The following is a 23,727-nucleotide window of genomic DNA, read 5'->3' on the forward strand; positions in this document are numbered from 1 at the left end:
AATCAACTACGACTCAATGGTTAACCGTAAGCCAGCAGCGTGCGCTGGCAAAGTGCCGAACGGACGCAGTCGTTTTTGTCGAAACGCACCACACCAATCATCTCGTCTTCTTCGAAACGCGCCAGCGCATCAGCAAGACCGGATTTGACATGGGACGGCAAGTCACACTGGGTGATATCTCCGTTGACGATAACCGTCACGTTCTCGCCTAAGCGTGTCAGGAACATCTTCATCTGTGCCGCAGTGACGTTTTGTGCCTCATCAAGGATCACTACCGCATTTTCAAACGTACGTCCGCGCATATATGCGAAGGGCGCAATCTCTACCTTGGCAATTTCAGGCCGCAGGCAGTACTGCATAAAAGAAGCGCCGAGACGTTTAACCAGAACGTCGTATACCGGTCGGAAATACGGGGCGAACTTCTCGGAAATATCCCCAGGAAGGAAACCGAGGTCTTCATCCGCCTGCAGAACCGGGCGCGTCACAATAATCCTTTCGATATCCTTATTGATCAGGGCCTCAGCCGCTTTGGCTGCGCTAATCCAGGTTTTACCGCAACCGGCTTCACCGGTGGCGAATATCAGCTGTTTCGTTTCTATGGCATTAAGATAGTGCGCCTGAGCTTCATTTCTGGCTTCAATCGGGCCACGATCGCGTGAATCACGCGCCATACCAATTGAGTCCAACCCACCCATCTGCACCAGCGAAGTGACCGATTCTTCTTCGCGCTGACGGTGACTGCGAGAATCACTACGAACGACTCTTCTTGCTTCACGACGCGCTTTGATCACTGCTTTCTGTCTTCCCATAGTGGCACCTTACAGTTGGTTTCATTTATCGCGGCGGATCACCCGCGGCGATGACTTGAACGCTTTAGAGGTTTGTTTGGCTTCCTTGTAAGCCGGGTCTGGCCATTGAAAATAGTGCGCAACAACGACGAAGCGCTGAAGCGCACCGGTAGAGAATTGGCGTTAGTTCGGAAACGATAATTGAAAAGTGAAGAGGATACTTTGGAGGGAAGAAATCCCCCGCAGTGTACTGCGCTAGCTGAAGTGTATTTAACTGTCCATAGAAGGACCGGGTCATGCGCGAACTCCAGTGGACTTAGCCACACAACTGACAACGCTTATGAGTAAAGTGCATCATATTAACCATGCTTTGCAACAGTATTTTTACGTCACGACAAAGAAAAACAGATAAGCGAAGCACGAGAATTTTCGTCTTAAATTAAATTATCTCGCATTTTCAGTTAGATGGATTATTTGACGTGCGACGAACTTTTTCGGAACATTCGGAACAGGAAGCGACCAGGGGAAAGTTTACGGTCGGTGAAAAAAGCGCCAGCGCAACCTTATCGCTGTGCTGGCACGGTGCGTTTATTAATCAGGCCTGCAGTAAAGGCTGGCCAAGGTAATGTTTTTCGTCAGGGACGCCGGGCAAAACGAAAAAGTATCCGCCGCCAATCGGACGAATATATTCTTCCAGCGCTTCGCCATTGAGACGTTTTTGCACGGTGATAAAGCCTTTGGCTAAATCATGCTGATAGCAAACGAACAAGAGTCCCATATCTAGCTGCCCCGAACCGGTAATCCCTGAGGAGTAACTGTAACCCCGGCGCAGCATTAAACTGCTGTCGGTTTCCGGCGTGCGTGGGTTAGCGAGACGGATATGCGCATCCAGCGCGATGACATCGCCATCCGGGTCTTTGCTGTAATCCGGCACGTCATGTTCCTCTTTCATGCCCAGCGGCGCACCGGAAAGTTTCTCACGACCGAATATCGTTTGCTGTTCACCCAGTGGAGTGCGATCCCACATTTCAACGTGGAAACGAATGATACGCACCGCCTGATAACTGCCTCCCTGCGTCCATGCGGGTTCTTGTTGATTTGCAGTGACCCACAGCAACTGATCCATCAACGCAGGATTATGCGTGTCAGGGTTAGCGGTGCCATCTTTAAAGCCCAGCAGATTGATCGGCGTTTCTTTACCGTGACTGCGTGCGGCGTGGTCGGCGATAAAGCCGTCGCGCCGCCAGCGCACGGCCAGCAGATCGGGCGTGTACTTAATGATGTCGCGCAGTGCGTGTATCACCGTATCTTGCGTATTGGCGCAGATTTGCAGCAGAAGATCGCCGTGACACTGATCGGCATCCAGCGAATCGTTGGGGAAGCGCGTCATGCTTTGCAGTTGCGTCGGTTTGTGTGCACTCAAACCAAAGCGCTCATCAAACAACGAGGTGCCCACGGACAGCGTCATGGTGAGATTATCGGGTGCGATATCGGCGCCAAGAATGCCGGAATCCATTGGCGGCAGCTGCGGGTTGGTGACAACTGGCGCGGCGCCTCCTTTTGTCAGGAAAGCGAAGCGCGCTGTTAGCAGACGGAACAGACGCTCGAGGTCACTTTTATCACTGGCTAAGACGTCAAAGGCCACCAGCATCATCGAAGCTTGCTGCGGGGTGATAATGCCAGCCTGATGCGGGCCGTAGAAAGGTTGCGCCTGCTGGCGCGCATCGGGTGCAACCGTGCCAGGAGAGAAGCTGTCAGCCGCGGCTGCCGTATGGAATGGACAACCGCCACTCAGGGCGGCCGCGCCGCCCAACATACCTAACCCCTGCAATAAACGACGACGCGACGGCTCTGCCGCGTCATTTTTATGGCTCATGATTAGTCGAGACCTAAAGTTCCGCGCAGCAGGGAGAGATCTTCCGCCAGAGTGGTGATCGGCCCTTTCAGCGCATTGCGGTCAGCGGTAGTCAGTTTCTCGTAAGATTCGAAACCGTCTTTGGTGCGGTATTTGCTGAGGATGCTGTCGACTTTCTTAAAGTTAGCATCGACTTTCGCCAGCAGCTGCGGGTTAGCTTTTTGCAACTGTGGACGCAGCAGATCAACGATTTTCTTTGCGCCGTCGATATTGGCCTGGAAGTCGGACAGGTCGGTACGGCTGTAACGATCTTCTTCACCCGAGATTTTGCTGGCCGCCACTTCTTCGATCAGGCCAGCTGCGCCACCGACCACTTTCGCCGGAGGGAAGGCCAGTTCACTGATGCGGGTCTGCAGATCCAGCACGTCCTGATTCAGCTTAGTCGCAAACTCTTCTGCACCTTTGGTGGTTTTGTCGGCCCAGAGGATTTTTTCGATGCGGTGGAAACCGGTGAATTTCGGATCATCCGCTTTTTTCTCGAAGTCATCTTCACGGGCATCGATGCTGCTGTCCAGATCGGAGAACAGTTCTGCAATCGGTTCGATACGTTCGTAGTGCGCACGGGTTGGTGCGTACAGCGCTTTGGCTTTTTCCAGGTCGCCCGCTTTAACCGCATCGGTGAAGGCCTGAGTGCCCGCCACCAACTCTTTGACTTCGCTCATCACGTAGGTTTTGTAGTCTGTGATTGGGCCAGCCAGCTGCATGATGTCGGTTTTACCTTTGGCAGCGGTTTTCGACTCACCCGATACCACCAATTTGCCTTTCGGGTTGGTCAGCAAGCCACAGGTCATGTCATATTCGCCCGCTTCGAGGTTCGCAGTCAGTTTCTGGCTAAAACCCGGCGCGATGTTTTCACGCTCTTCTACCACCATCACCCCTTTCAGGATTTCCCACTCCAGCGCTTTCTGGCTGTTGTTTTTAATGATGAACTGGGTTTTACCCGCCTGCACATTGAGTGACATCGGCTCACACTGTTTGTCAGTGACGGTAACCGTGACTTGCGGGATGGATGCAGCAGATGCGGCGCCTGAGAGAGCCAGCATTGAAACCAACAGCGCCTTACGGCGGAAGCGAATCGTCATAGTGATATCCCTGTTACATGGAAGAACAGACGCGCAATCGCGCCTGATTTAATTTCAGCGTGTGGTGCGCGCAGCACTGGCCGTTGGGCGCGCCGGGAAGAAGAACAGCAGCAGCGCCGGAATCAGGTAGATAAGCCAGGCCGCCACTTCACTGACGCTTGGCGTTTCCTGATAGCCGAGAATGCCTTCCAGCAGCGTACCGACCACCGAGTGGGTGGAGAGCGTGTTGCTGAGGTCGAAAGCAATGTCCTGGAAGTGGTTCCAGAGCCCCGCTTCGTGGAAAGCACGGATCGCACCTGCCGCGAGACCTGCGGCAACAAAGAGAATGAATAAGCTGGTCCAGCGGAAGAAGCTCGCCAGGTTGAGGCGGATGCCGCCGTAGTAGAGCAGCATGCCCAAAACAATCGCCGTTAATAAGCCCAGCACCGCGCCAATCGGCGGCGCGTAGCCAACATCCTGGGTGAAAGCCGCCAGCAGGAAGAAGACGGATTCGAGACCTTCACGCGCCACGGCCAGAAAGACCATGAGGACCAGCGGGAAGCCACCGCCGCCCTGCTTTTGTAATGCCTGATCGACCGATCGTTCCAGTGTGGCTTTGATGTTACGTGAGACTTTGCGCATCCAGAACACCATGGACGTGAGGATGACCACCGCGACGACCGCGACGATGCCTTCAAACAGTTCTTGCTGTTTTTGCGGGAATTCGCCGGTGGTTTCATTGATGAAGATGCCAAGGCCTAAGCAGAGTGCCGCGGCAATGAAGACACCCGCCCACATCGCGGGGAACCACTGAGTGCGCTGGGTGCGTTTCAGGTAGCTGGCAATCAGGCTGACGATGAGAGCTGCTTCAAGACCTTCACGCAGCATAATGAGAAACGGTACGAACATCACCAACCTCTTGATTGTTAAGGAGGGTAAACCTTAGGTAAAAATACGTAAAGTGCAAACGATATCGATTATCATTATCGCGGGTAAAATTACAAGTCACTGAATGAAATTATTTCTCATTTGCGGGCTGTAATACGGATTCACTGAAAATGGGTGATGGGGATTTCAGCGTTCAGATAAATATTCAGTGCTGGGGTGTGGCTGCAAGCTCAGTGCCGGGATATCGCTGCAGGTTCAGTGCCGGGTTTTCGCTGCACGTTCGGTGCAGAGTTATCGCTTCAGGTTCAGTGTAGAGGTGTCGCTTTGAGTTCAGCGCATTGTCCACTAAAGGCCATCCCGATCGCGAAGAAACCACGCATCCCTGCAGATCGGCCGCGCCGTCCATGGCGCGGACGCTTCGCTCCCCGGAATGGCCTTTATCGGACGACTAACTATGTCATTGCTTTGAAGGGAATGCTGAAGCCTGGTCGATTCCATAAAAAAAGCCCGCCGTATACGGGCGGGCTTAGTGTGTCAGAGACAGAATTACTTGGTGTTGTATTCAGCTTCAGCGGCGGCGAAGCGCGCTTGTGCTTCTTTTGATGGGCCTTTGCCGATCAGGCTGAACACCACAATCGCGATGCTGGCGAAGATGAAGCCAGGAATGATTTCATACAGTTCGGTGTAACCATACTGTTTCCACAGCAGCACCGTCAGTGCACCAATCACCATCCCGGCCAGCGCGCCATTGCGGGTCATACGTTTCCAGCATACGCCGAACAGAACAACCGGACCGAAGGCAGCACCAAAGCCCGCCCATGCATAGCTGACTAAGCCGAGCACACGGTTTTCCGGATTGGCCGCCAGCGCGATGGCGATCAACGCAATCAGCAGCACCATGAAACGCCCTACCCACACCAGCTCTTTCTGACTGGCATTTTTACGCAGGAAGCCTTTGTAGAGATCTTCTGTCAGGGCGCTTGAGCACACCAGCAGCTGGCAGCTTAGGGTGGACATCACCGCTGCCAGAATCGCAGACAGCAGGATGCCAGCAATCCACGGGTTAAACAGGATACGCGCCAGTTCAATGAACACGCGTTCGCCGTTCTGGCTTACGCCTGCCGCTTGCTCAGGGTGGTTCTGGAAGTAGGCGATACCGAAGAAGCCCACCGCCACGGCACCGGCCAGGCACAGGATCATCCAGGTCATGCCAATGCGACGTGCAGTGCGAATCGAGTGATGTGAATCCGCCGCCATAAAGCGCGCCAGGATATGCGGTTGTCCAAAGTAACCCAGGCCCCATCCGAGTAAGGAGATAACGGCAACGAAGTTGAGCCCTTTCAGCATGTCGAGGTTTTCAAGACTTTTTGCTTCGATCACCGCCAGTGAATCATCCAGGCCACCTACCGCGATAATCACAAACACCGGGGTGAGGATCAGCGCGAAGATCATCAGGCTGGCCTGCACGGTATCGGTCCAGCTCACCGCCAGGAATCCGCCCACCAGCGTATAAAGAATGGTGGCAGCAGCACCGGCCCACAGCGCAGTTTGGTAATCCATACCGAAGGTGCTTTCAAACAGACGTGCACCCGCAACCACGCCTGATGCGCAATAAATGGTGAAGAAGATGAGAATAACTACAGCGGAGATAACACGCAGCAACTTGCTTTTGTCTTCGAAACGGCTGGAGAAGAAGTCCGGCAGCGTTAAGGCATTATCGTGATGTTCGGTCTGCACGCGCAGGCGACCTGCCACAATTTTCCAGTTAAGCCAGGCACCGATGGTCAGGCCAATGGCGATCCAGCTTTCTGAAATGCCGGAAAGGAAGATGGCGCCGGGTAAACCCATCAGCAACCAACCGCTCATATCTGATGCACCCGCTGACAGTGCGGTGACCACACTGCCTAAACTGCGCCCGCCCAGTATGTAGTCGTCAAAGTTTTTGGTCGAACGGTAGGCAATAAAGCCAATCAGCACCATTCCCAGGATATAAATTACAAAGGTCACCAACATCGGTGTACTCATACTCATACTCTCTCCACTTATTATTTAATCCGTTAAGAGAAATCTTTTTTCCTGAGCCATCGGAACGGGACGGCATCAGGGCTTTACCTCATCCAGAGAAAGCGATTTCTCTTAAGGCGCGGTATCCTGCCGCAAAGGGGCGGCGCGCACAATGCATTTAACACAGCTGTCACAATGGTTTCACCTGACTTCGCTGATTTAATGCCAATAGGTTGCACACGCTCACACTTTGAGTTGCACCTTGTTCAACATGAGAGTGCTCTCGTTGACGGGAGTTGCAACTTTGGCGAGCTTCTTGCAGCAAGTTTTGTGCCGTTTCTTCACATGACCGATTTTAAGTGTTGATAAACGTGCAACTCAGGTCACATTTAACATGGTTGCACAAAGTTGCAACATGAGTGATAGTGCAGCCCACGCTGATGTTGAATCATATTTTGAGGACGAGGAAATCATGGGAACGACCACCATGGGGGTGAAGTTGGATGAAGCCACCCGCGATCGCATTAAATTGGCGGCAGGCAAAATTGACCGCACCCCACACTGGCTGATCAAACAGGCGATTTTTAACTACCTTTCGCAGCTGGAAGCCGGTGAATCTTTGCCGGAAATTCCCCTACAGCTCGCCGACGCCGCCAGTGAAGAAGGCACGGCAGACGAGTCATTCCAGCCCTTCCTCGACTTCGCTGAACATATTTTGCCGCAGTCGGTCACGCGCTCTGCCATCACCGCTGCGTGGCGTCGTCCGGAAACGGATGCGGTACCGATGCTGCTGGAGCAGGCGCGTCTCCCTGCCCCGCTGGCCGAGAAAACCCATCAGCTGGCTTATAGCCTGGCGGATAAGTTGCGTCACCAAAAAGGTGCAACCGGACGCGCCGGAATGGTGCAAAGTCTGTTACAAGAGTTCTCCCTCTCTTCGCAGGAAGGCGTGGCGCTGATGTGTCTGGCGGAAGCGCTGCTGCGTATTCCCGACAAACCAACTCGTGACGCGCTGATTCGCGACAAAATCAGCAATGGCAACTGGCAGTCGCATCTGGGCCGCAGCCCGTCGATGTTCGTTAACGCCGCAACCTGGGGTCTGCTGTTTACCGGACGTCTGGTATCGACTCACAATGAAGCCAACTTGTCGCGTTCACTTAATCGCATTATTGGTAAGAGTGGAGAACCGCTGATCCGCAAAGGCGTGGATATGGCGATGCGCCTGATGGGCGAGCAGTTCGTCACCGGCGAAACCATTGCGGAAGCACTGGCCAATGCGCGCAAACTGGAAGAGAAAGGCTTCCGCTACTCCTACGATATGCTGGGTGAAGCAGCGCTGACCGCCAGTGATGCCAAAGCTTATCTGGTGTCCTATCAGCAGGCGATCCATGCCATTGGTAAAGCTTCCAATGGCCGTGGCATCTATGAAGGTCCAGGCATCTCGATCAAACTGTCGGCCCTGCATCCTCGCTATAGCCGCGCGCAGTATGAACGCGTGATGGAAGAGCTATATCCGATCCTTAAATCACTGACCTTACTGGCGCGCTCTTACGACATTGGTATCAATATCGATGCGGAAGAAGCAGACCGTCTGGAACTGTCGCTCGATCTGCTGGAAAAACTGTGCTTCGAGCCGGAACTGGACGGCTGGAACGGGATTGGCTTTGTGATTCAGGCATACCAGAAGCGCTGCCCGTTTGTGATCGACTCCCTGATCGATCTCGCCCAACGCAGCCGCCGTCGCCTGATGATCCGTCTGGTGAAAGGCGCGTATTGGGATAGCGAAATCAAACGTGCGCAGATTGATGGGCTGGAAGGTTATCCGGTTTATACCCGCAAGGTGTACACCGACATCTCTTACCTGGCTTGCGCCCGCAAACTGCTGGCGGTACCGAATCTGATCTATCCGCAATTTGCTACTCATAACGCTCACACGCTGGCAGCGATCTATCAGCTGGCAGGCAATAACTACTATCCGGGTCAGTACGAGTTCCAGTGCCTGCACGGCATGGGCGAACCGCTGTATGAGCAGGTGGTCGGCAAAGTGGCAGACGGCAAACTGAACCGTCCGTGCCGTATCTACGCACCGGTCGGCACCCATGAAACCCTGCTCGCCTATCTGGTACGTCGCTTACTGGAAAACGGGGCCAACACCTCGTTTGTTAACCGCATCGCAGATAACACCCTGCCGCTGGATGAGCTGGTTGCCGATCCGGTTTCTGCGGTGGAGAAGATGGCGCTGACCGAAGGCGCAGTCGGTTTACCGCATCCGAAAATCCCGCTGCCGCGCGATCTGTATGGTGATAAGCGCGCCAACTCAGCCGGTCTGGATTTGGCTAACGAACATCGTCTGGCATCACTCTCCAGCGCCCTGCTCAATAGCGCCAGCCAGCCATGGATTGCCCAGCCGTTGGTCGAAGGTGAGCTGGGTGACGGCGTGAGCCGTCCGGTACTCAACCCTTCTGCGCCAGCCGATGTGGTGGGCAGCGTGCGCGATGCCAGCGAAGCAGAAGTCTCGGAAGCGCTGGATGCCGCAGTAAATGCCGGTCCAATCTGGTTTGCCACCCCGCCACAAGAACGTGCAGCCATTTTGGAGCGCGCCGCCGAAGCGATGGAAGGCCAGATGCAGCAGCTGATTGGCCTGCTGGTGCGTGAAGCAGGTAAGACCTACAACAACGCCATTGCCGAGGTGCGTGAAGCGGTTGATTTCCTCTATTACTACGCCGGTATGGTGCGTGATGATTTCGATAACGAAACCCATCGTCCGCTCGGCCCAGTGGTGTGCATCAGCCCGTGGAACTTCCCGCTGGCGATCTTCACCGGTCAGATTGCTGCAGCACTGGCAGCCGGTAACAGCGTGCTGGCGAAACCCGCTGAGCAGACGCCGCTGATAGCCGCGCAGGCGGTACAAATCATGCTGGATGCGGGCGTGCCATCAGGTGTGCTGCAACTGCTGCCGGGCCAGGGCGAGACTGTCGGTGCACAGTTAACGGGTGACGAGCGAGTACGCGGTGTGATGTTCACCGGATCCACCGCCGTCGCGACGCTGCTGCAACGCAATCTGGCGGGTCGTCTGGATCCGCAAGGCCGCCCAACGCCGCTGATTGCTGAAACCGGCGGCATGAACGCCATGATCGTGGATTCTTCGGCGCTGACTGAGCAGGTGGTGGTCGATATCGTTGCCTCCGCCTTTGACAGCGCCGGACAGCGTTGCTCGGCGCTGCGTCTGCTGTGCGTACAAGATGATGTCGCCGATCACACCCTGAAAATGCTGCGTGGCGCGATGGCCGAATGCCGCATGGGCAATCCGGAACGTCTCTCTACGGATATCGGCCCGGTAATCGACGCCGAAGCCAAAGGTAACATCGAGCGCCACATTCAGGCGATGCGCAATAAGGGTTTCACCGTGTATCAGGCGGCGCAGGACAATCCGCAAGACAGCAAAGAGTGGACCAGCGGCACCTTTATCAAGCCAACCCTGATCGAGCTGGGTCAGGTAAGCGATCTGGATAAAGAAGTGTTTGGCCCAGTGCTGCACGTGGTGCGTTATGCGCGTAACAGCCTGCCACAGCTGATCGATCAGATTAACGCCTCTGGTTACGGTCTGACACTGGGTGTGCATACGCGTATTGATGAAACCATCGCGCAAGTCACGGCAGGCGCGAAGGTCGGTAACCTGTATGTGAACCGCAATATGGTCGGCGCGGTCGTCGGCGTGCAGCCCTTTGGTGGAGAAGGTTTATCCGGCACCGGTCCAAAAGCCGGAGGTCCTTTGTATCTCTATCGCCTGCTGGCAAACCGCCCAGACAGTGCACTGCGTAAGACCTTTGATCGTCAGGATGCCGAGCGTCCAGTCGACAGTTCCGTACGTGCTGAGCTGATGAGCGCGCACCAGTCATTGCAGAGCTGGGCGCAGGATAAACCTGAACTGCTGGCACTCTGTCAGCGTTATGACGAGCTGGCGCAGGCGGGTACGGTGCGACTGCTGCCTGGCCCAACCGGTGAACGTAACACCTTCACGCTTCTGCCGCGTGATCATGTCCTCTGTATTGCGGATAACGAGCAGGACGCACTGACGCAACTGGCAGCAGTGACCAGCGTGGGCAGTCAGGCAATCTGGCAGGATGATGAGTTGCATCGCGCACTGCGCAAATCACTACCTGCCGCCGTGCAAAAACACGTGGTGTTGGTGAAAGATTTGCTGGCCGCCGGGTTTGATGCGGTGATCTATCACGGTGACGCCGATCAGTTACGTGTGCTGTGCGAGCAGGTTGCTGCGCGTGACGGCGCGATTGTTTCGGTACAGGGCTTCGCGCGTGGCGAAACCAATCTGCTGCTGGAACGTCTGTTGATAGAGCGCTCACTGAGCGTGAATACCGCCGCAGCGGGTGGTAACGCCAGTCTGATGACCATTGGTTAAAAAGATAAGGGCCCGCAAGGGCCCTTTTTCATGGCGCGCCGCGACGAGTATATCCACTTGTTGCGGCGCTACTGTTTTGTACTTTGAGCTTAAGCCACAGACTTGTTGCGCTTCAGGCCAATCAAGGTCGGGAAGACAAACAGCGACTGCCCCAACCCGCGATTGGTGACAGACCACACCGCCACCGACAGCAGCGAGCAAATCCCCACAATCGCCACCGGATAGAAACATGCCCACAACACGGAGAACCAGGCATAGTCAAACAGATGATGGCGCTGAGCGAACAGAATCGCTGACATGCCAAAATACTCAATGAAAATACGATGGATCACGTAGATTTGCAGGGTGTTACGGCCAATCCAGTTAAAGTACGTCATCTTAAAGTGCGCGTTAAGCCAGCGGCAGGCCGCCACGCTCGCCAGCACCGCGATGATGCACAGGAACAGGCTCTTATCCAGACCGAAGATAATGTGAATCCCTGATACCGTCGCCAGCAGCGCCCATGGCACGAGATTTTCACGACGCCATTCGCTCATACGCAGCATCAGCGGGCTCCAGAACGCGCCCAGCAGGAAGAACAGGAAGTACTGCGCCACGCTTTGCGGTCCCCAGTATGGAATGATCTTCTCCACCGCCAGATAGTTAAGCGCAACCGCGACCACCAGCAACGCCACTTTCTGTTTGTGGAAGATCTTCGCACACAGGAAATACAGTGCCAGTCCGTACAGATACCACGAGGTGCTCATCGCCATAAACGTCAGTTTCAGGAACTCAAACAGTGAACCCGCATAGGCGGCATTCAGATTGTGTGAGATACGCTGGCCGGTAATCTCTGTCGAGATACCCACAATCGACCACCACTGAATAAAGCCCCACAAAATATAGAGATAGAACAGGTTGGTAATACGACTGGTAAATACCTGCTTCCACGGACGATTAAGAATCCCGTTGGTTGCCAGCAAGCCCGAAACAAAGAAAAAGGCTGGCATACGCAGCGGAGATAAAACAGTATTAAACTGCACCCATATTTCTGCCGGTATCCAACCCGCCGTCAATAATTTCACCGTTCCTTCAAATCCGGGTAATACGGTGTGGTACAACACCACCAGCAATATGCAGGCCCCTTTTAGGGTATTGACCCATGCAATATCTTCTTTCCTGGCGTTATTCATATGATTAACTCCCGCTGCTGTGTAGGTCTTTAAGGAGAAGTATGAGGAAATAAACAATGATGCATTTCTGGTTATTCAACGATTATTAAACAAGCTGGCGGGGGATGACTCTAGCGAAAGTCCTAAAAGTTTTTTACTGGTCCTGATATAACAATACTTTACAGTTCCAGACACTAATCAAATGCTAAGCAGGCTAACAATATCTTCCCAAATTAGAGTCACTAAGGGTATGACGAGGGAAATAAGGTTAGCAATTAATACAGGGAAATTAAGAACAATCCATCACAAACAAACCAAATTAAAATCAAATTTTATTCGGACAATTATGATATGTGGCAGATGGATAAACGCGGATATTAATATTGTGCTATGAGAAAATAATTAGGGCCAGCGAACTGGCCCTTTTTGATTATTGCAGCGGTGCCGCTTTTGTCTCTGGCACGGGTTTTCTCAACAGTCGCGGATAGATGAATAACATTCTGCCTGGACCGCGATTCAGCAGTGACCACACCGCCAGTGAGATCGTCACGCAGAGCGCCACGCCCGTCATCGGCATCAGCAGCGCCCATGCCCAACTGAAGGCCGCATGACCAAACCAGCCGTAATGCAGCGCCAGGGCAATCGCGCTCAGTCCCAGCAACTCTATGAAGATGCGGTGCAGTACGTAAATCTGCAGCGTGTTACGGCCAATCCAGTTCAGCCACGCCATGTTCAGGCGCTCATTGAGGAAACGGCACACGACGATACCAAACACGATGGTCAGCAGGCTGTAGAACGGGTTTTTATAGATGCCCCCCACATGATGTACCACGCCAATCACCGCGATGCCTGCCAGCAGTAGCCAGTGTTGGCGCTTAAGCTGGCTCATCTCAATCAAAGACTGGCTGAAGAATACGCCGAGCAGGAAGTAGAGATAGTTTTGCGCCACGCTGGCCGGCCCCCAACCAGGGATCAGGCTAAACTGCGCAGCGTAGGTCGCGACAATCGCCAGTGCCATCAGCGCCATTTTCTGGCGGTGGAACAGCTTGGTGAACAGGAAGAAGCCCGCCAGCGCGTACAGATACCAGAGGCTGGTCATGGAAGTCAGCAGCAGTTTAAGGAACTCAAACGGCGTGTCGGCATAGGCAGCGTTTTTAGTGCTGGACAGCCGCTCACCGAGGTGCGTGGAGATATAGTGAATGCTCAGCCACTGAATCACCCCCCACAGCAAATAGAGATACACGATATTGCTGAACTTCTTGGTGAACACCTCTTTCCAGCTCTTTTTGACGATCGAACTGGCCGCCAGCAGGCCTGAGACAAAGAAAAAAGCGGGCATACGCAGCGGTGAAAGATAGGTATTGAAGGTCACCCACCAGTGCGCGGGGACCATGCCGGCCGTGAGGTGATGCAGTGAGGGAGCGAAAGTGGTGATAATCGAGTGGTGCAACACCACCAGCAAGATGCAGGCACCTTTTAACGTGTTGATCCAGAGGACTTCATTTCTGGCATGTGTCATTTTATGATCCTGATTGCGCCATGAATTTGTAAAGAATTATTTATATTTACTAAGATGTCTCAATCGGGGGCGTCTTAAAAATCCTTCTGCTCCTTGCCAGCAAAATTTAATAGGCAATAAAACATTATTTTTCAGATGGTTAATTGAAAGTTCTTTGACAATTTTCAGAGGAAACTGAGAGAAGGGATTCAGATGAGAAAAGAGAAAGCGCCGTCAGAACCAGACGACGCTTGAGACTATTGGTTAAGAAACTTGTCAAGAAATTGGCGGGTGCGTGCCTGCTGCGGATGGCTGAACAGCTCTTTCGCTGCGCCCTGCTCCACGATACGGCCCTGATCCATAAAGATCGCCCGATCGGCCACGTCACGCGCAAAACTCATCTCATGCGTAACGATCACCATGGTGCGTTTCTCCTGCGCCAGCGCGCGGATGGTATTCAGCACTTCACCCACCAGCTCAGGATCCAGCGCCGAAGTCGGCTCATCGAACAGAATCACTTCCGGTCGCATCGCCAGCGCACGCGCAATGGCGACACGCTGCTGCTGCCCGCCAGAAAGGCGACGCGGGAAGCTCTCCTCTTTGCCGTGCAGACCGACCTTCTCCAGCAAGCTGCGGGCTCGCGCCACGGCTTCTGCTTTCGGTTCACCCTTCACGATCACCGGCCCTTCAATGATGTTCTCCAGCACTGAACGATGCGGGAACAGATTGAAGTTCTGGAACACGAAACCCACCTGCTGACGCAAACGGCGAACCTGCTCTTTCTGCTTGTTGAGCCCGATACTGGCATCAATGGTGATATTACCCACCGTGACGCGGCCGCTATCGGGCACTTCCAGCAGATTGATACTGCGCAGCAAGGTGGTTTTCCCCGAACCGCTTGGCCCGATAATCGCCACCACTTCACCCGGTGCCACATCCAGATCGATGCCGTGCAACACGGTCTGGCCGTGAAACTGCTTGACCAGCTGACGTACTTCAATCGCACTCATTTCGCCTCCCGATCCTGTCGATTCACATGCGCTTCCAGGCGATTTTGCAATGCCGACAGCACCGTCGCCATTACCCAGTAAATCAGCGAGGCAGCCAGATACATGGTGAACACTTCCAGCGTACGTGAGGTGATCAATTGCGCCTGACGGAACAGCTCCGGCACCTGAATGGTGGCCGCCAGCGAGGTGTCTTTCACCAGGCTGATAAAGCTATTACCAAGCGGTGGCAAGGCGGTACGTGCCGCTTGCGGCAGGATGACACGACGCAAGGTTTGCCATGGCGTCATGCCAATACTCGCCGCCGCTTCCCACTGCCCACGTTCAATCGCCGCAATCGCGCCACGCAGGGATTCAGAGGCGTAAGCGGCAGTATTGAGTGACAAACCGATCATCGCTGATGGGATAGGATCCAGCTCAATACCGAACTGCGGCAGGCCGTAGTAGATCATAAACAGCTGGGCGATCAGCGGCGTGCCACGAAAAATCGACACATAGATACGCGCCAGCCAGTTTACTGGCCAGAAATGTGACAGGCGCATCAGCGCCAGCACAAAGCCAAGTACCAGACCGAAGAACATCCCGCCGATACTCAGCTGCAGCGTGAACAGCGCGCCTTTGAGTAAGAATGGTGCTGAATCCAGCACCAGTTGTAAGCTTTCCTGCATTATTTAGTGACGTCCGCGCCGAACCATTTCTCAGAGAGTTTGCTCAGCGAGCCATCTTTCTGCATATCAGCAATCGCTGCATCAATGGCTTTCAGCAGGTCGTCATTGCCTTTACGCAGCGCCACGCCGGATTCGAGTCGAGAGAAGGCCGGGCCCGCTACCGCCATGGTGTCGCCGGTTTTCTTCACCAGATCCAGCGCCGCTAAACGGTCCACCAGAATGGCATCAACACGACCTGAACGCAGATCCTGGTATTTGGTTGGGTCATCATCATAGGTACGGATATCGACGCCTTTGACGTTGTCACGCAGCCACTGTTCGTAGTTAGACCCCAGGCCGACACCGACTTTCTTACCAGAGAGATCCTCTGGCTTGGTGATGCTGCCAGCATTTTTCTTCATCGTCAGCGCCTGAACGCCAGAGATGGTGTATGGCGTGGAGAAGTCATACTTCTTCTTACGCTCGGGTGAAATCGTTACCTGATTGATCACCACGTCGATACGTTTAGAATCCAATGCCGCCAGCATGCCATCCCACTTGGTCGGTTTCAGATCCGCTTTGACGCCAAGGTGTTGCGCCAGCTCTTGCGCAAACTCCACTTCGAAACCAGTCAGCTTGCCGCTCTTATCCTGGAAACTGAACGGCGGATAGGTGCCTTCCAGACCCACGCGCAGCTCACCTTTGCTCTTCACCTGTGCCAGCAGATCTTCTGCGGCGAACGTTTTAACGTTAACGCCCGCGACCAGCGCGACCGCCATCATGCCCATCACCAGTTGGCGACGAATTGGAGAGAAAGCCATGTTTACCCCATTATTGTGATGTGTTGTGTGCTATGAGGCGGCGAAACCGGGATTTGCCGCCTTTTCGTTATTGGCGCTGCATTCAGGCCCATTTCAGGCCAGAACAACAGCTGCCGGATTATAAACCTTTTTTATCTTAGCCTTAGACCGAAGGATGATAAGCAAATAACGCAGGCGCGCCGCCAGTATGAATAAACAGCAGCGGCCCTTCACGACGGAAACGATTCTGCGCAATGCCATCTATCAATCCGGCCATCGCTTTACCGGTGTAGACCGGGTCCAGCATGATGCCTTCAAGACGCGCCAGCAGTTTCACCGCTTCCATGCCTTCATCATTAGGTTCACCGTAACGCGGCGCGAAATAGTCATCCCAAAGCGTGATCGGCGCGTGCGTCTGCACTTCCAACTGTTCAGCCAGCGCGCTGCGGATGCGCTCTACCACCGGCAACTGCGCGTCGACTTTGCGTGAAACCGTCACACCGACCAGCTCGGTATCAGGCAGCAACTGCTCAAGACCTACCGCTAAACCTGCATGGGTGCCGGCGCTGCCCGATGCAACCACCACAGCGGCGAAATCCACCACGCCTTCGCTTTGGTGCGCGATCTCCTGCGCACACTCCACGTAACCGAGCGCGCCCAGTGCGTTGGAACCGCCAACCGGCACAATATAAGGACGGAAACCCTGGGCTTCGAGACGTTCAGCCTGTTCGGCCAGCTGTTCAGTGGGGTTGTGCAACGCATCGACCATCACCACCTCGACATCCATCAGGTCGAGCATCAGGCGATTACCGTTGGTGAGGTAGTTTTCTGAGGTCGTGCCAATTGGATTTTCCAGCAGCGCCACACACTTGAGGCCAAGGCGCGCCGCCACCGCCGCCGTCTGGCGCACATGGTTGGATTGAATCGCGCCCGCCGTCAGCAGGACATCCGCGCCCTCGCGCAGCGCATCGGCCGCCAGGAATTCAAGTTTGCGCAGTTTGTTGCCGCCCATGGCCACAGGCGTGAAGTCATCACGCTTAATAAAGATATCGCGACCGAGATAATCAGAAAGCCGTGGCAGATGCTCAAGCGGCGTAGGTGCACCGAGTAATTCAAGACGTGGGAACTGGTGCAAGAGATGTAAAGACAATGCAGCCTCCATTCGGGCAATGTGCAATTATCCATACAGTGTTGCAGAAGATGAGAAAAGTCGCACCCGGAATTCTGCGAGTGCGTCCCCTGTTGCTGCTATGCTCAGCAACAACAAGGGCAGGATCACAATCAGCCCTGCTGCCAGCCTAAAAACTGGTCATATTTACGCAGTGCGATGCGGTAATTGTTGTTACCCGCATCCGGCAAATCGTTTTCCAGGCATTCATGCCAGCTGTTGCCCCGTAATCTGTCGGCCGGGAAATTTTTCGCTTTCAGCATGTCATCAAGACGACGCAGCCGCACCACATACTCGCGAATGGTGCTGTGACTCATCTCGGTCTGCTCAAACAGATACTGTTTGAACGCCATAATGTCGAAGTAATTAGGATGGGTATTACAAAAAATATCGCTGCAGAAACGACATAACGCGGTCAGTTCCGGCTGGAGTTTCATCCATACCTGGTCATCAATCATCTGGTCCATCCGCGCGATGGCCTCTTTATTGATGATCTGTCCACGAAACACTAACGCCATACGATCTAAAACTTTGCCACAATGTGAACAGTTGCTTTGGCTGTGTTTATAGTCTTTAAGATAACGACTTAAAGGTCTGGCTTTGGCTTTGGCTCCCATTGCTGAGTCCCCGGTATTTTTATTTTTTCGATGCCAGGTACTGAGTCTGTCAGCGCGCCCCCGCTAACCGGGCACGCAGGCGTTTAATCGCCTGACTGTGCAGTTGACTGACGCGGGATTCCCCCACTTCCAGCACTGCGCCAATCTCTTTCAGGTTCAGTTCTTCCTGGTAGTACAGTGTGAGCACTAATTTTTCACGATCGGGCAATGCCTCGATGGCTTCAATCACGCGATCACGCAGGTTTCCTTCCATTAACTGATGAAGCGGGTTGGCTTCTTCATGCCCCTCCGTCACCAGCTCCGCACTGTCACCGTGTTCTTCCCGATACTCGTCGTAGGAGAAGAGTTGGCTGTTATTGGTATCGAGCAGAATCTGCCGATACTCTTCCAGCGAAACATTCAACTGTTCAGCCACTTCCTGCTCAGTAGCCGAGCGCCCCAACGCTTGTTCTACCTGATGCATAGCACCGGCCACCTCGCGCGCATTACGACGCACGCTACGAGGTGCCCAGTCGCGGCTGCGCAGTTCATCCAGCATCGCCCCTCGGATTCGCTGCACGGCATAGGTGGTAAAGGCGGTGCCTTGCAGCGCGTCGTAGCGCTCCACGGCATTCAATAAACCAATGCCACCGGCCTGCAGCAGATCGTCAAGCTCAACGCTGGCTGGCAAACGTACCTGCAAGCGCAACGCTTCGTGTCGCACCAGAGGAACGTAGCGCTGCCAGAGCGAATGTTTATCCATCACGCCTTCGGGCGTATAGAGATCGTTCACGATGACTACCCTGCGTTAATAAAGTTATCGGCATGATTATCCAATTCTGTAGGGGTTTCGATTGGCAGAATAGGCGGGCAAAAGCGAGGTTATTTCAAATTTGTTATGGATGGCGGTGGAATACACCGCCATTCAGGGTTTCTTTAGCGCAGGTTTTTTAGCCGTAGCCGCGTGCCAGGCGGCACCGCGTCCCACAGAGCACAGGTTTTGCCATCAAGTGTCTGATAAAAATCGCTAATCGGCGCTTCTGTTTCCAGTGCCGGATTAAACATCACCTGCCCGGTTTCGGCGTTAATGCTTATCATTTTGTTGATAAACAGACGCTGTAAGTCACTGCGCAGGAACAATCCGTTATCGACGCTGTTATCGGCAAGAAAACCTTCTTCATTTTCCTGGGTATCGATATAGCAGGCCTCCACCCACGGCCAGCTGTGGCGCTCCGTGAGCTGCGTGCCGGTAATAATACAGGCGCCATAGCGCGCTTTAACGGCTGAATTAAACTCTGCCTGGCTGGCTCGCTGGAACACTTTCGCCTTTACGCGCCGCCCGACTTCTGTGCCTGGCATCACTGCTGTCGGCACTTTATGCTGCGGCGTGCTCAGCACCACCAGAAACTGAATTTTGCGCGACAGTGGGAAGCAAGGGTGCGCATGCGGGTCGAACAGCTGCCAGTACTCCTCCTCTTCCGTCTGTCGCATCAACACCAGCTTGAAGCCCCGACTGGTGAGCAGGTTCTGCGCTTCTGCCGAATTCGGATCCAGCATGGCGTACACCTGGGTTTCACCCACCACCTTCCAGCGCCCTTCCTTCTTAATCTCATCATTACGACGGAAATAAAGGAAAGCTTGTTGGCTTTTGAGATAGTGCTCAAAACGACGCAGATAGTTTTTGCGCTCGTTATCGTCAGAGACGAACAGCAGATCCTCTAACGGACTGTTGATCTCCTCCTGCGCGAATACCGCGCGGATCACCAAATTGCGAAAGCTGGTCGACGGGCTCAGCAACCCGCGGGCGGTGAGTTCTTTCTCATCAGGATGCTGCTGCGCATAGCGCAACGCGATCTCTTCGAAGGTCAGTAGCTCACCCGGTAACAAGTCATAATTGAAGCGCATAGACACCCCAGAAATAGAAAAAAAGTCGTGCAAAAGATGGGAATGATTCTGGGGAAGTTATCGGCAATTCTGTGCGGGACTGTAACAGGATGGTTACTTTTTTTGGGGTTATAGGGGGATGGGGGAAATCACCCTGTTGGATGGGGAGGAATTTGATTTAGTATGGGTAAATTGACTACAGCTAACAGGGCCAGCATCAAAGCTGGCCCTGTTTATTCTGCCGTTTTTATTTACCGGTCCAGACGTTTATCCATTGGTGCAAATTGTCACCGGTCAGCATCCAGTCACGACGCAATTCAGCCTGCAAGGCCAAACCGGTGCGTTCACTGTGCGCGCTATCGTCGAGATGCATGCGGATCGCATCTACCCAGTCTTTAAAGCGGTTTTTAACGCGCGTCACTGGCAAGGTGGTGTTGCGATAGCACTCCACATCACTGCAAATCACCGGGATGCCACAGGCTCCGTATTCCAGAAGGCGCAGATTACTTTTGCAACTGTTAAACAAGTTGTCTTCAACCGGTGCCAGCGCCAGATCAAGATTCAGCGACGCCAGTTTTGCCGGATAAAGCGTGATATCTACACCACAGTGCAATTCATCAATGTAAGGTCTCAATTTCATCGGGCACATGCCAAAGAAAACCCATTCCACCTCTCCGGAAAACTCTTTGACGATATCGACGATCATTTCCAGATCACCGGTATGACTCGCGCCTCCCGCCCAACCGATACGCGGCTTTTTCCCCTGATTACGCAGACTATGCAGATTTCCCCACCAGTTGACAGGCAGGCGATTTGGCATCACCACGATGTCGTCATGCATATCACCCAAGGCTTCCGCCAGAGGGTGCGTGGAGACCACAAAGCGGTCGAAATAACCCAATGTTTTTCTGAGTTGACCGGCGATCTCTTGGCGGAAATCCCCGCGTCGATAGTGCTTCATCGGCACGTTTAAGATGTAGTCATCAAGTTCAAATACTTTATACACATCGCTTAAACGACCAGCTCGCTCGATCCACTGCTGGAATGCCGGTGAATAGCGCCGCTGGATCAATAAGGTGTCTGGCTTATATTGACCCAGTTCACTGTGGCTAAGTAACTGGATGCTTGTCTTACCTTCAGCAATACCCTCAGCCTGCATCGCCTCTAATGGCGTGATGACACGGTAATATCCGCAACCCGCAACATCAGCATGGTGTGCCATTATCACCGGCAATCCTGGACGCTCAACCGGGCGCCAGCTTAAGTTGCTGTGTTTATTGACATCGAAATGACGGCTCTTCAATGACAAATTAGCGTTGAACGCAGGATCGTGCGCGACAATCGGCATCCAGCGGGTGAAGATTTTGTCTTCTTCAATTTGTTTCAAACGAGCCGTGTTGTGTACGCTTGTGCCCTGGAAAGGATTCTGCCGGGCGGCCGGTCGCAGAATACGCGCATAAGGTGTCCAGACGGTCATATAGCCCGATTCACGCACGCGCAGGCAAAAATCCACATCAGCATAAAGCGTCATGTTTTTGTCGAAGCCACCCAACTCATCAAACACGGCTTTTCTTACCAGCATAAAATCGCCGGAAACCGCGCTGTAGTTTTGGTCGGTATGCAATCTGCCCAAATAACTGGGTTGATTATCTTCAAGTCCACGAAACGCATCGCTGGCAGCACCATTAACCCCAAGCAGGTAGCCTGCATGACGGACTTTATTGCCTGCCATTAATTGCTTACCACCCACAATCGCAACTTCAGGCCGCAGCGCATGGTTTAGCAAATTGCCGAGCCATTCACCGTCAGTTACCGCCAACTCACAATGTAGTAATGCAAGGTATTCACCCTTAGCATGAGCAGCAGCGAGGTTTGCCATTTCCGCTTGCTGCCATTCACTCTCATATTGAACGACGCGTATGCGTTGCACATCAATAGCACTGATGCCTTTTAACCAGCTTTCACGTTCTGGCGAAGTTTGGTTATCCACAACAATGACTATTTCGTAATGGTGATAACTGGTTTTTTCTAACACTGTCGTTACGCAACTCAGCAACGATGGCAGATGCCAGTTTGCCAGAATCGCCAGGGTGACCTTAGGCTGCACGTCATGCTCGTAGCGCAAGCGATAGTTGTAGTAATTGTCGAGCGCTATTTGGGCATTGGGATAACCACGATGCTGCAAATGTCGCTCAATAATAGCGACATCTTCAGTTGCTGTGCGCCCACGCAGTGGTGCCAGTAATAGCGGTTCACTTAAATGTCCAATGACACCAAATCCCTGCGATTCAATCAATTTAACGATCAAATCCAGTTCCGCAGCAGCGGGATATTCTGCATCCAGTCCATCAGCGGCCAATAACAGCTCACGTCGATATAACCAATGCTGGGACATGGTTTTAGGCGAGCTTAATATCAGGTCAAGGTTGAAGTCTGGGCGGAATGCAGTGCCGTTAGGTTGGCCATCAATGTAGAAAAACTCATCGGCATACACTGCCAGTACTTCACCGGCATTAAACAAACTGGCGGCTAATGCGATGACGCCAGATGACTGAAATTCAGTGCCGGCTTCTACATACATGAACCAATTATGGTGATGCTCTTGAGTCAGATGATTAATGACGGCAATACGTTCAACGGGCGTGTTTGCCTGGTAATGCGCTCCCTCTGCATTGCCAATCACCAAAGGGTGAATTTGCAATGGCCCCTGACGCTCAGGCAAGGAGGCAAGGGTTTTGGCCAGTTTATCTTCTTGCCCCGCCCAGGCGGTGATCACTATCGCCAGGCTGGTAAACTCGCCATTTTCTTGTTGCTGACTTTGTAGATAATCCTGCTGGAAGGGTAATAATTTACGTGCACCCTGCCAGTGTTGTAATGCGTTCAGATTGAGGTTGCTGTGCTGAATGGCACTCAAATTTTGCCGGGTTAAATTATTCGGTTCTTCTAGCGGGGCAATATTGACCATATTTAACGCCCCTTGATGCTGCGAATACCACTCTTTGCAGCGTACGGAGTCAAATACGGCTTCACGTTTGACAATAATGTGTTCACGTCCCTCATGTTGCTGAGGTTGAGTATAAACATCGGAAACGCGGATTGAGCATAATGCCAGCGGGTGATAAGCCAAGTGACCTTTGGCCAGTAATTTGCTGTATATCACCAGTGACTGCATCCCTGGCATCTCTTCACCATCCAGATGGGTTAACGGCTGTTCTTCACTGTGGAGAGCCATCAGGTCTTCACGCCGGAACAGTGCCGCCGTCAACTCACCAATCAGGTTAAAGTGCAGAGTGGTTTGATAGCGCAAAAAGTCTAGTCCATGAATCATCGACGGCTCGCGGGTAAACGCAGCTGTGGCGATCAGATCAGGCAGCGGGACGCCCAGAGCATTAATACGTTCACGTTTAGAGGCGGCCACCACGCAATCAAAATGCGCCTCCATGGTGGCAACTAATTGGCTAACGCAGTTCGGCGCCAGACGCTCAGCATCGGTCATGAACTTAATATAGGTGCCCTCAGCCGCAGCGATCACTTCTTCATGTAACTTAGGGTAATCAACGTCATAGGTTATATGGCGCAGGGTAAATCCAGGCTTGGCCTGGTAGGGCTGTAACAACTCAGTGATATATTTATCACCGCTACAGTCTGCAATGATGATCTCGCAGGATGGATAATCCTGTGCCAGAGCACTGTCTAACGCCTCGGCAAACCACGTAGGTATTTGGGCATTAATAATAATGGTGACTAATGCATTTTGCGTCATAACCGATCTGTCTCCCAGGGAACCTGTGCGCGGCTCATGGCGACAGGTCAATACAGTTTTGCCTATAATATAAAGCTGTCGTGGAATCAATCGGCCAATCAAGCAAGCAAATTTGGGGTATTCATTCCCATAAAAAAACC

Annotated in this window: 16 protein-coding genes; 1 reads left to right on the forward strand and 15 read right to left on the reverse strand. The window is 53.3% G+C overall.

Features of this window, described 5'->3' with window-relative positions; all coding sequences use genetic code 11:
* Positions 1–20: 20 nt before the first annotated feature.
* The 5 genes from phoH to putP all read right to left on the reverse strand — a co-directional run bounded on the left by phoH (position 21) and on the right by putP (position 6,683).
* Complete coding sequence (gene phoH, locus QMZ65_RS02725; RefSeq protein ID WP_034824330.1) at positions 21–809, reverse strand: phosphate starvation-inducible protein PhoH; 789 nt, start codon at positions 807–809, stop codon at positions 21–23.
* A gap of 574 nt (positions 810–1,383) precedes the next feature.
* Positions 1,384–2,664 (reverse strand): iron uptake transporter deferrochelatase/peroxidase subunit, encoded by a 1,281-nt coding sequence (efeB, locus tag QMZ65_RS02730; protein WP_097116814.1) that lies wholly within the window; start codon positions 2,662–2,664, stop codon positions 1,384–1,386.
* A 2-nt stretch (positions 2,665–2,666) separates the two neighbouring features.
* Entirely contained in the window at positions 2,667–3,785 is a 1,119-nt protein-coding gene (efeO, locus tag QMZ65_RS02735; RefSeq protein ID WP_283215324.1) for an iron uptake system protein EfeO, read from the reverse strand.
* Positions 3,786–3,839: 54 nt separating this feature from the next.
* Positions 3,840–4,673: an iron uptake transporter permease EfeU gene (gene efeU, locus QMZ65_RS02740; RefSeq protein WP_058959854.1), complete on the reverse strand. Its 834-nt coding sequence runs from the start codon at positions 4,671–4,673 to the stop codon at positions 3,840–3,842.
* A gap of 525 nt (positions 4,674–5,198) precedes the next feature.
* Positions 5,199–6,683, reverse strand: coding sequence for a sodium/proline symporter PutP (gene putP / locus QMZ65_RS02745; RefSeq protein ID WP_283215325.1), 1,485 nt, complete (start codon positions 6,681–6,683; stop codon positions 5,199–5,201).
* 445 nt (positions 6,684–7,128) lie between these two features.
* On the opposite strand from putP, the gene putA reads away from it, so the two are divergent.
* Entirely contained in the window at positions 7,129–11,073 is a 3,945-nt protein-coding gene (gene putA / locus QMZ65_RS02750; RefSeq protein ID WP_283215326.1) for a trifunctional transcriptional regulator/proline dehydrogenase/L-glutamate gamma-semialdehyde dehydrogenase, read from the forward strand.
* A gap of 89 nt (positions 11,074–11,162) precedes the next feature.
* Here putA and QMZ65_RS02755 read toward each other — a convergent pair whose 3' ends face one another.
* The 10 genes from QMZ65_RS02755 to QMZ65_RS02800 form a co-directional block, all read right to left on the reverse strand.
* Positions 11,163–12,245: an acyltransferase family protein gene (locus tag QMZ65_RS02755; protein ID WP_097116809.1), complete on the reverse strand. Its 1,083-nt coding sequence runs from the start codon at positions 12,243–12,245 to the stop codon at positions 11,163–11,165.
* Between the two features lie 409 nt (positions 12,246–12,654).
* Positions 12,655–13,743 (reverse strand): acyltransferase family protein, encoded by a 1,089-nt coding sequence (locus QMZ65_RS02760; protein ID WP_097116808.1) that lies wholly within the window; start codon positions 13,741–13,743, stop codon positions 12,655–12,657.
* Positions 13,744–13,979: 236 nt separating this feature from the next.
* Positions 13,980–14,732: an L-cystine ABC transporter ATP-binding protein TcyN gene (gene tcyN, locus QMZ65_RS02765; RefSeq protein ID WP_034824347.1), complete on the reverse strand. Its 753-nt coding sequence runs from the start codon at positions 14,730–14,732 to the stop codon at positions 13,980–13,982.
* A complete protein-coding gene (gene tcyL, locus QMZ65_RS02770; protein WP_045815117.1) occupies positions 14,729–15,397 on the reverse strand; it encodes a cystine ABC transporter permease in 669 nt (222 codons plus the stop codon). Before tcyL ends, tcyN begins: the two co-directional genes overlap by 4 nt.
* Positions 15,397–16,197: a cystine ABC transporter substrate-binding protein gene (gene tcyJ, locus QMZ65_RS02775; RefSeq protein WP_283215327.1), complete on the reverse strand. Its 801-nt coding sequence runs from the start codon at positions 16,195–16,197 to the stop codon at positions 15,397–15,399. The genes tcyL and tcyJ overlap by 1 nt, the downstream gene beginning before the upstream one ends.
* 142 nt (positions 16,198–16,339) lie before the next feature.
* On the reverse strand, positions 16,340–17,326 hold the full coding sequence (locus QMZ65_RS02780) for a D-cysteine desulfhydrase (RefSeq protein WP_097117246.1): 987 nt from the start codon (positions 17,324–17,326) through the stop codon (positions 16,340–16,342).
* A gap of 131 nt (positions 17,327–17,457) precedes the next feature.
* Positions 17,458–17,961: a flagella biosynthesis regulatory protein FliZ gene (fliZ, locus tag QMZ65_RS02785; RefSeq protein WP_034824353.1), complete on the reverse strand. Its 504-nt coding sequence runs from the start codon at positions 17,959–17,961 to the stop codon at positions 17,458–17,460.
* Between the two features lie 49 nt (positions 17,962–18,010).
* Positions 18,011–18,733, reverse strand: coding sequence for an RNA polymerase sigma factor FliA (locus QMZ65_RS02790; protein ID WP_038646384.1), 723 nt, complete (start codon positions 18,731–18,733; stop codon positions 18,011–18,013).
* Between the two features lie 143 nt (positions 18,734–18,876).
* Positions 18,877–19,845, reverse strand: a complete 969-nt coding sequence (locus QMZ65_RS02795; RefSeq protein ID WP_283215328.1) for an HNH endonuclease signature motif containing protein — start codon at positions 19,843–19,845, stop codon at positions 18,877–18,879.
* Between the two features lie 226 nt (positions 19,846–20,071).
* Complete coding sequence (locus tag QMZ65_RS02800) at positions 20,072–23,587, reverse strand: glycosyltransferase (protein ID WP_283215422.1); 3,516 nt, start codon at positions 23,585–23,587, stop codon at positions 20,072–20,074.
* Positions 23,588–23,727: the final 140 nt, after the last annotated feature.

It is taken from the genome of Pantoea sp. EABMAA-21, from assembly GCF_030053335.1.
In the GTDB taxonomy this organism is placed as follows: domain Bacteria; phylum Pseudomonadota; class Gammaproteobacteria; order Enterobacterales; family Enterobacteriaceae; genus Pantoea; species Pantoea communis.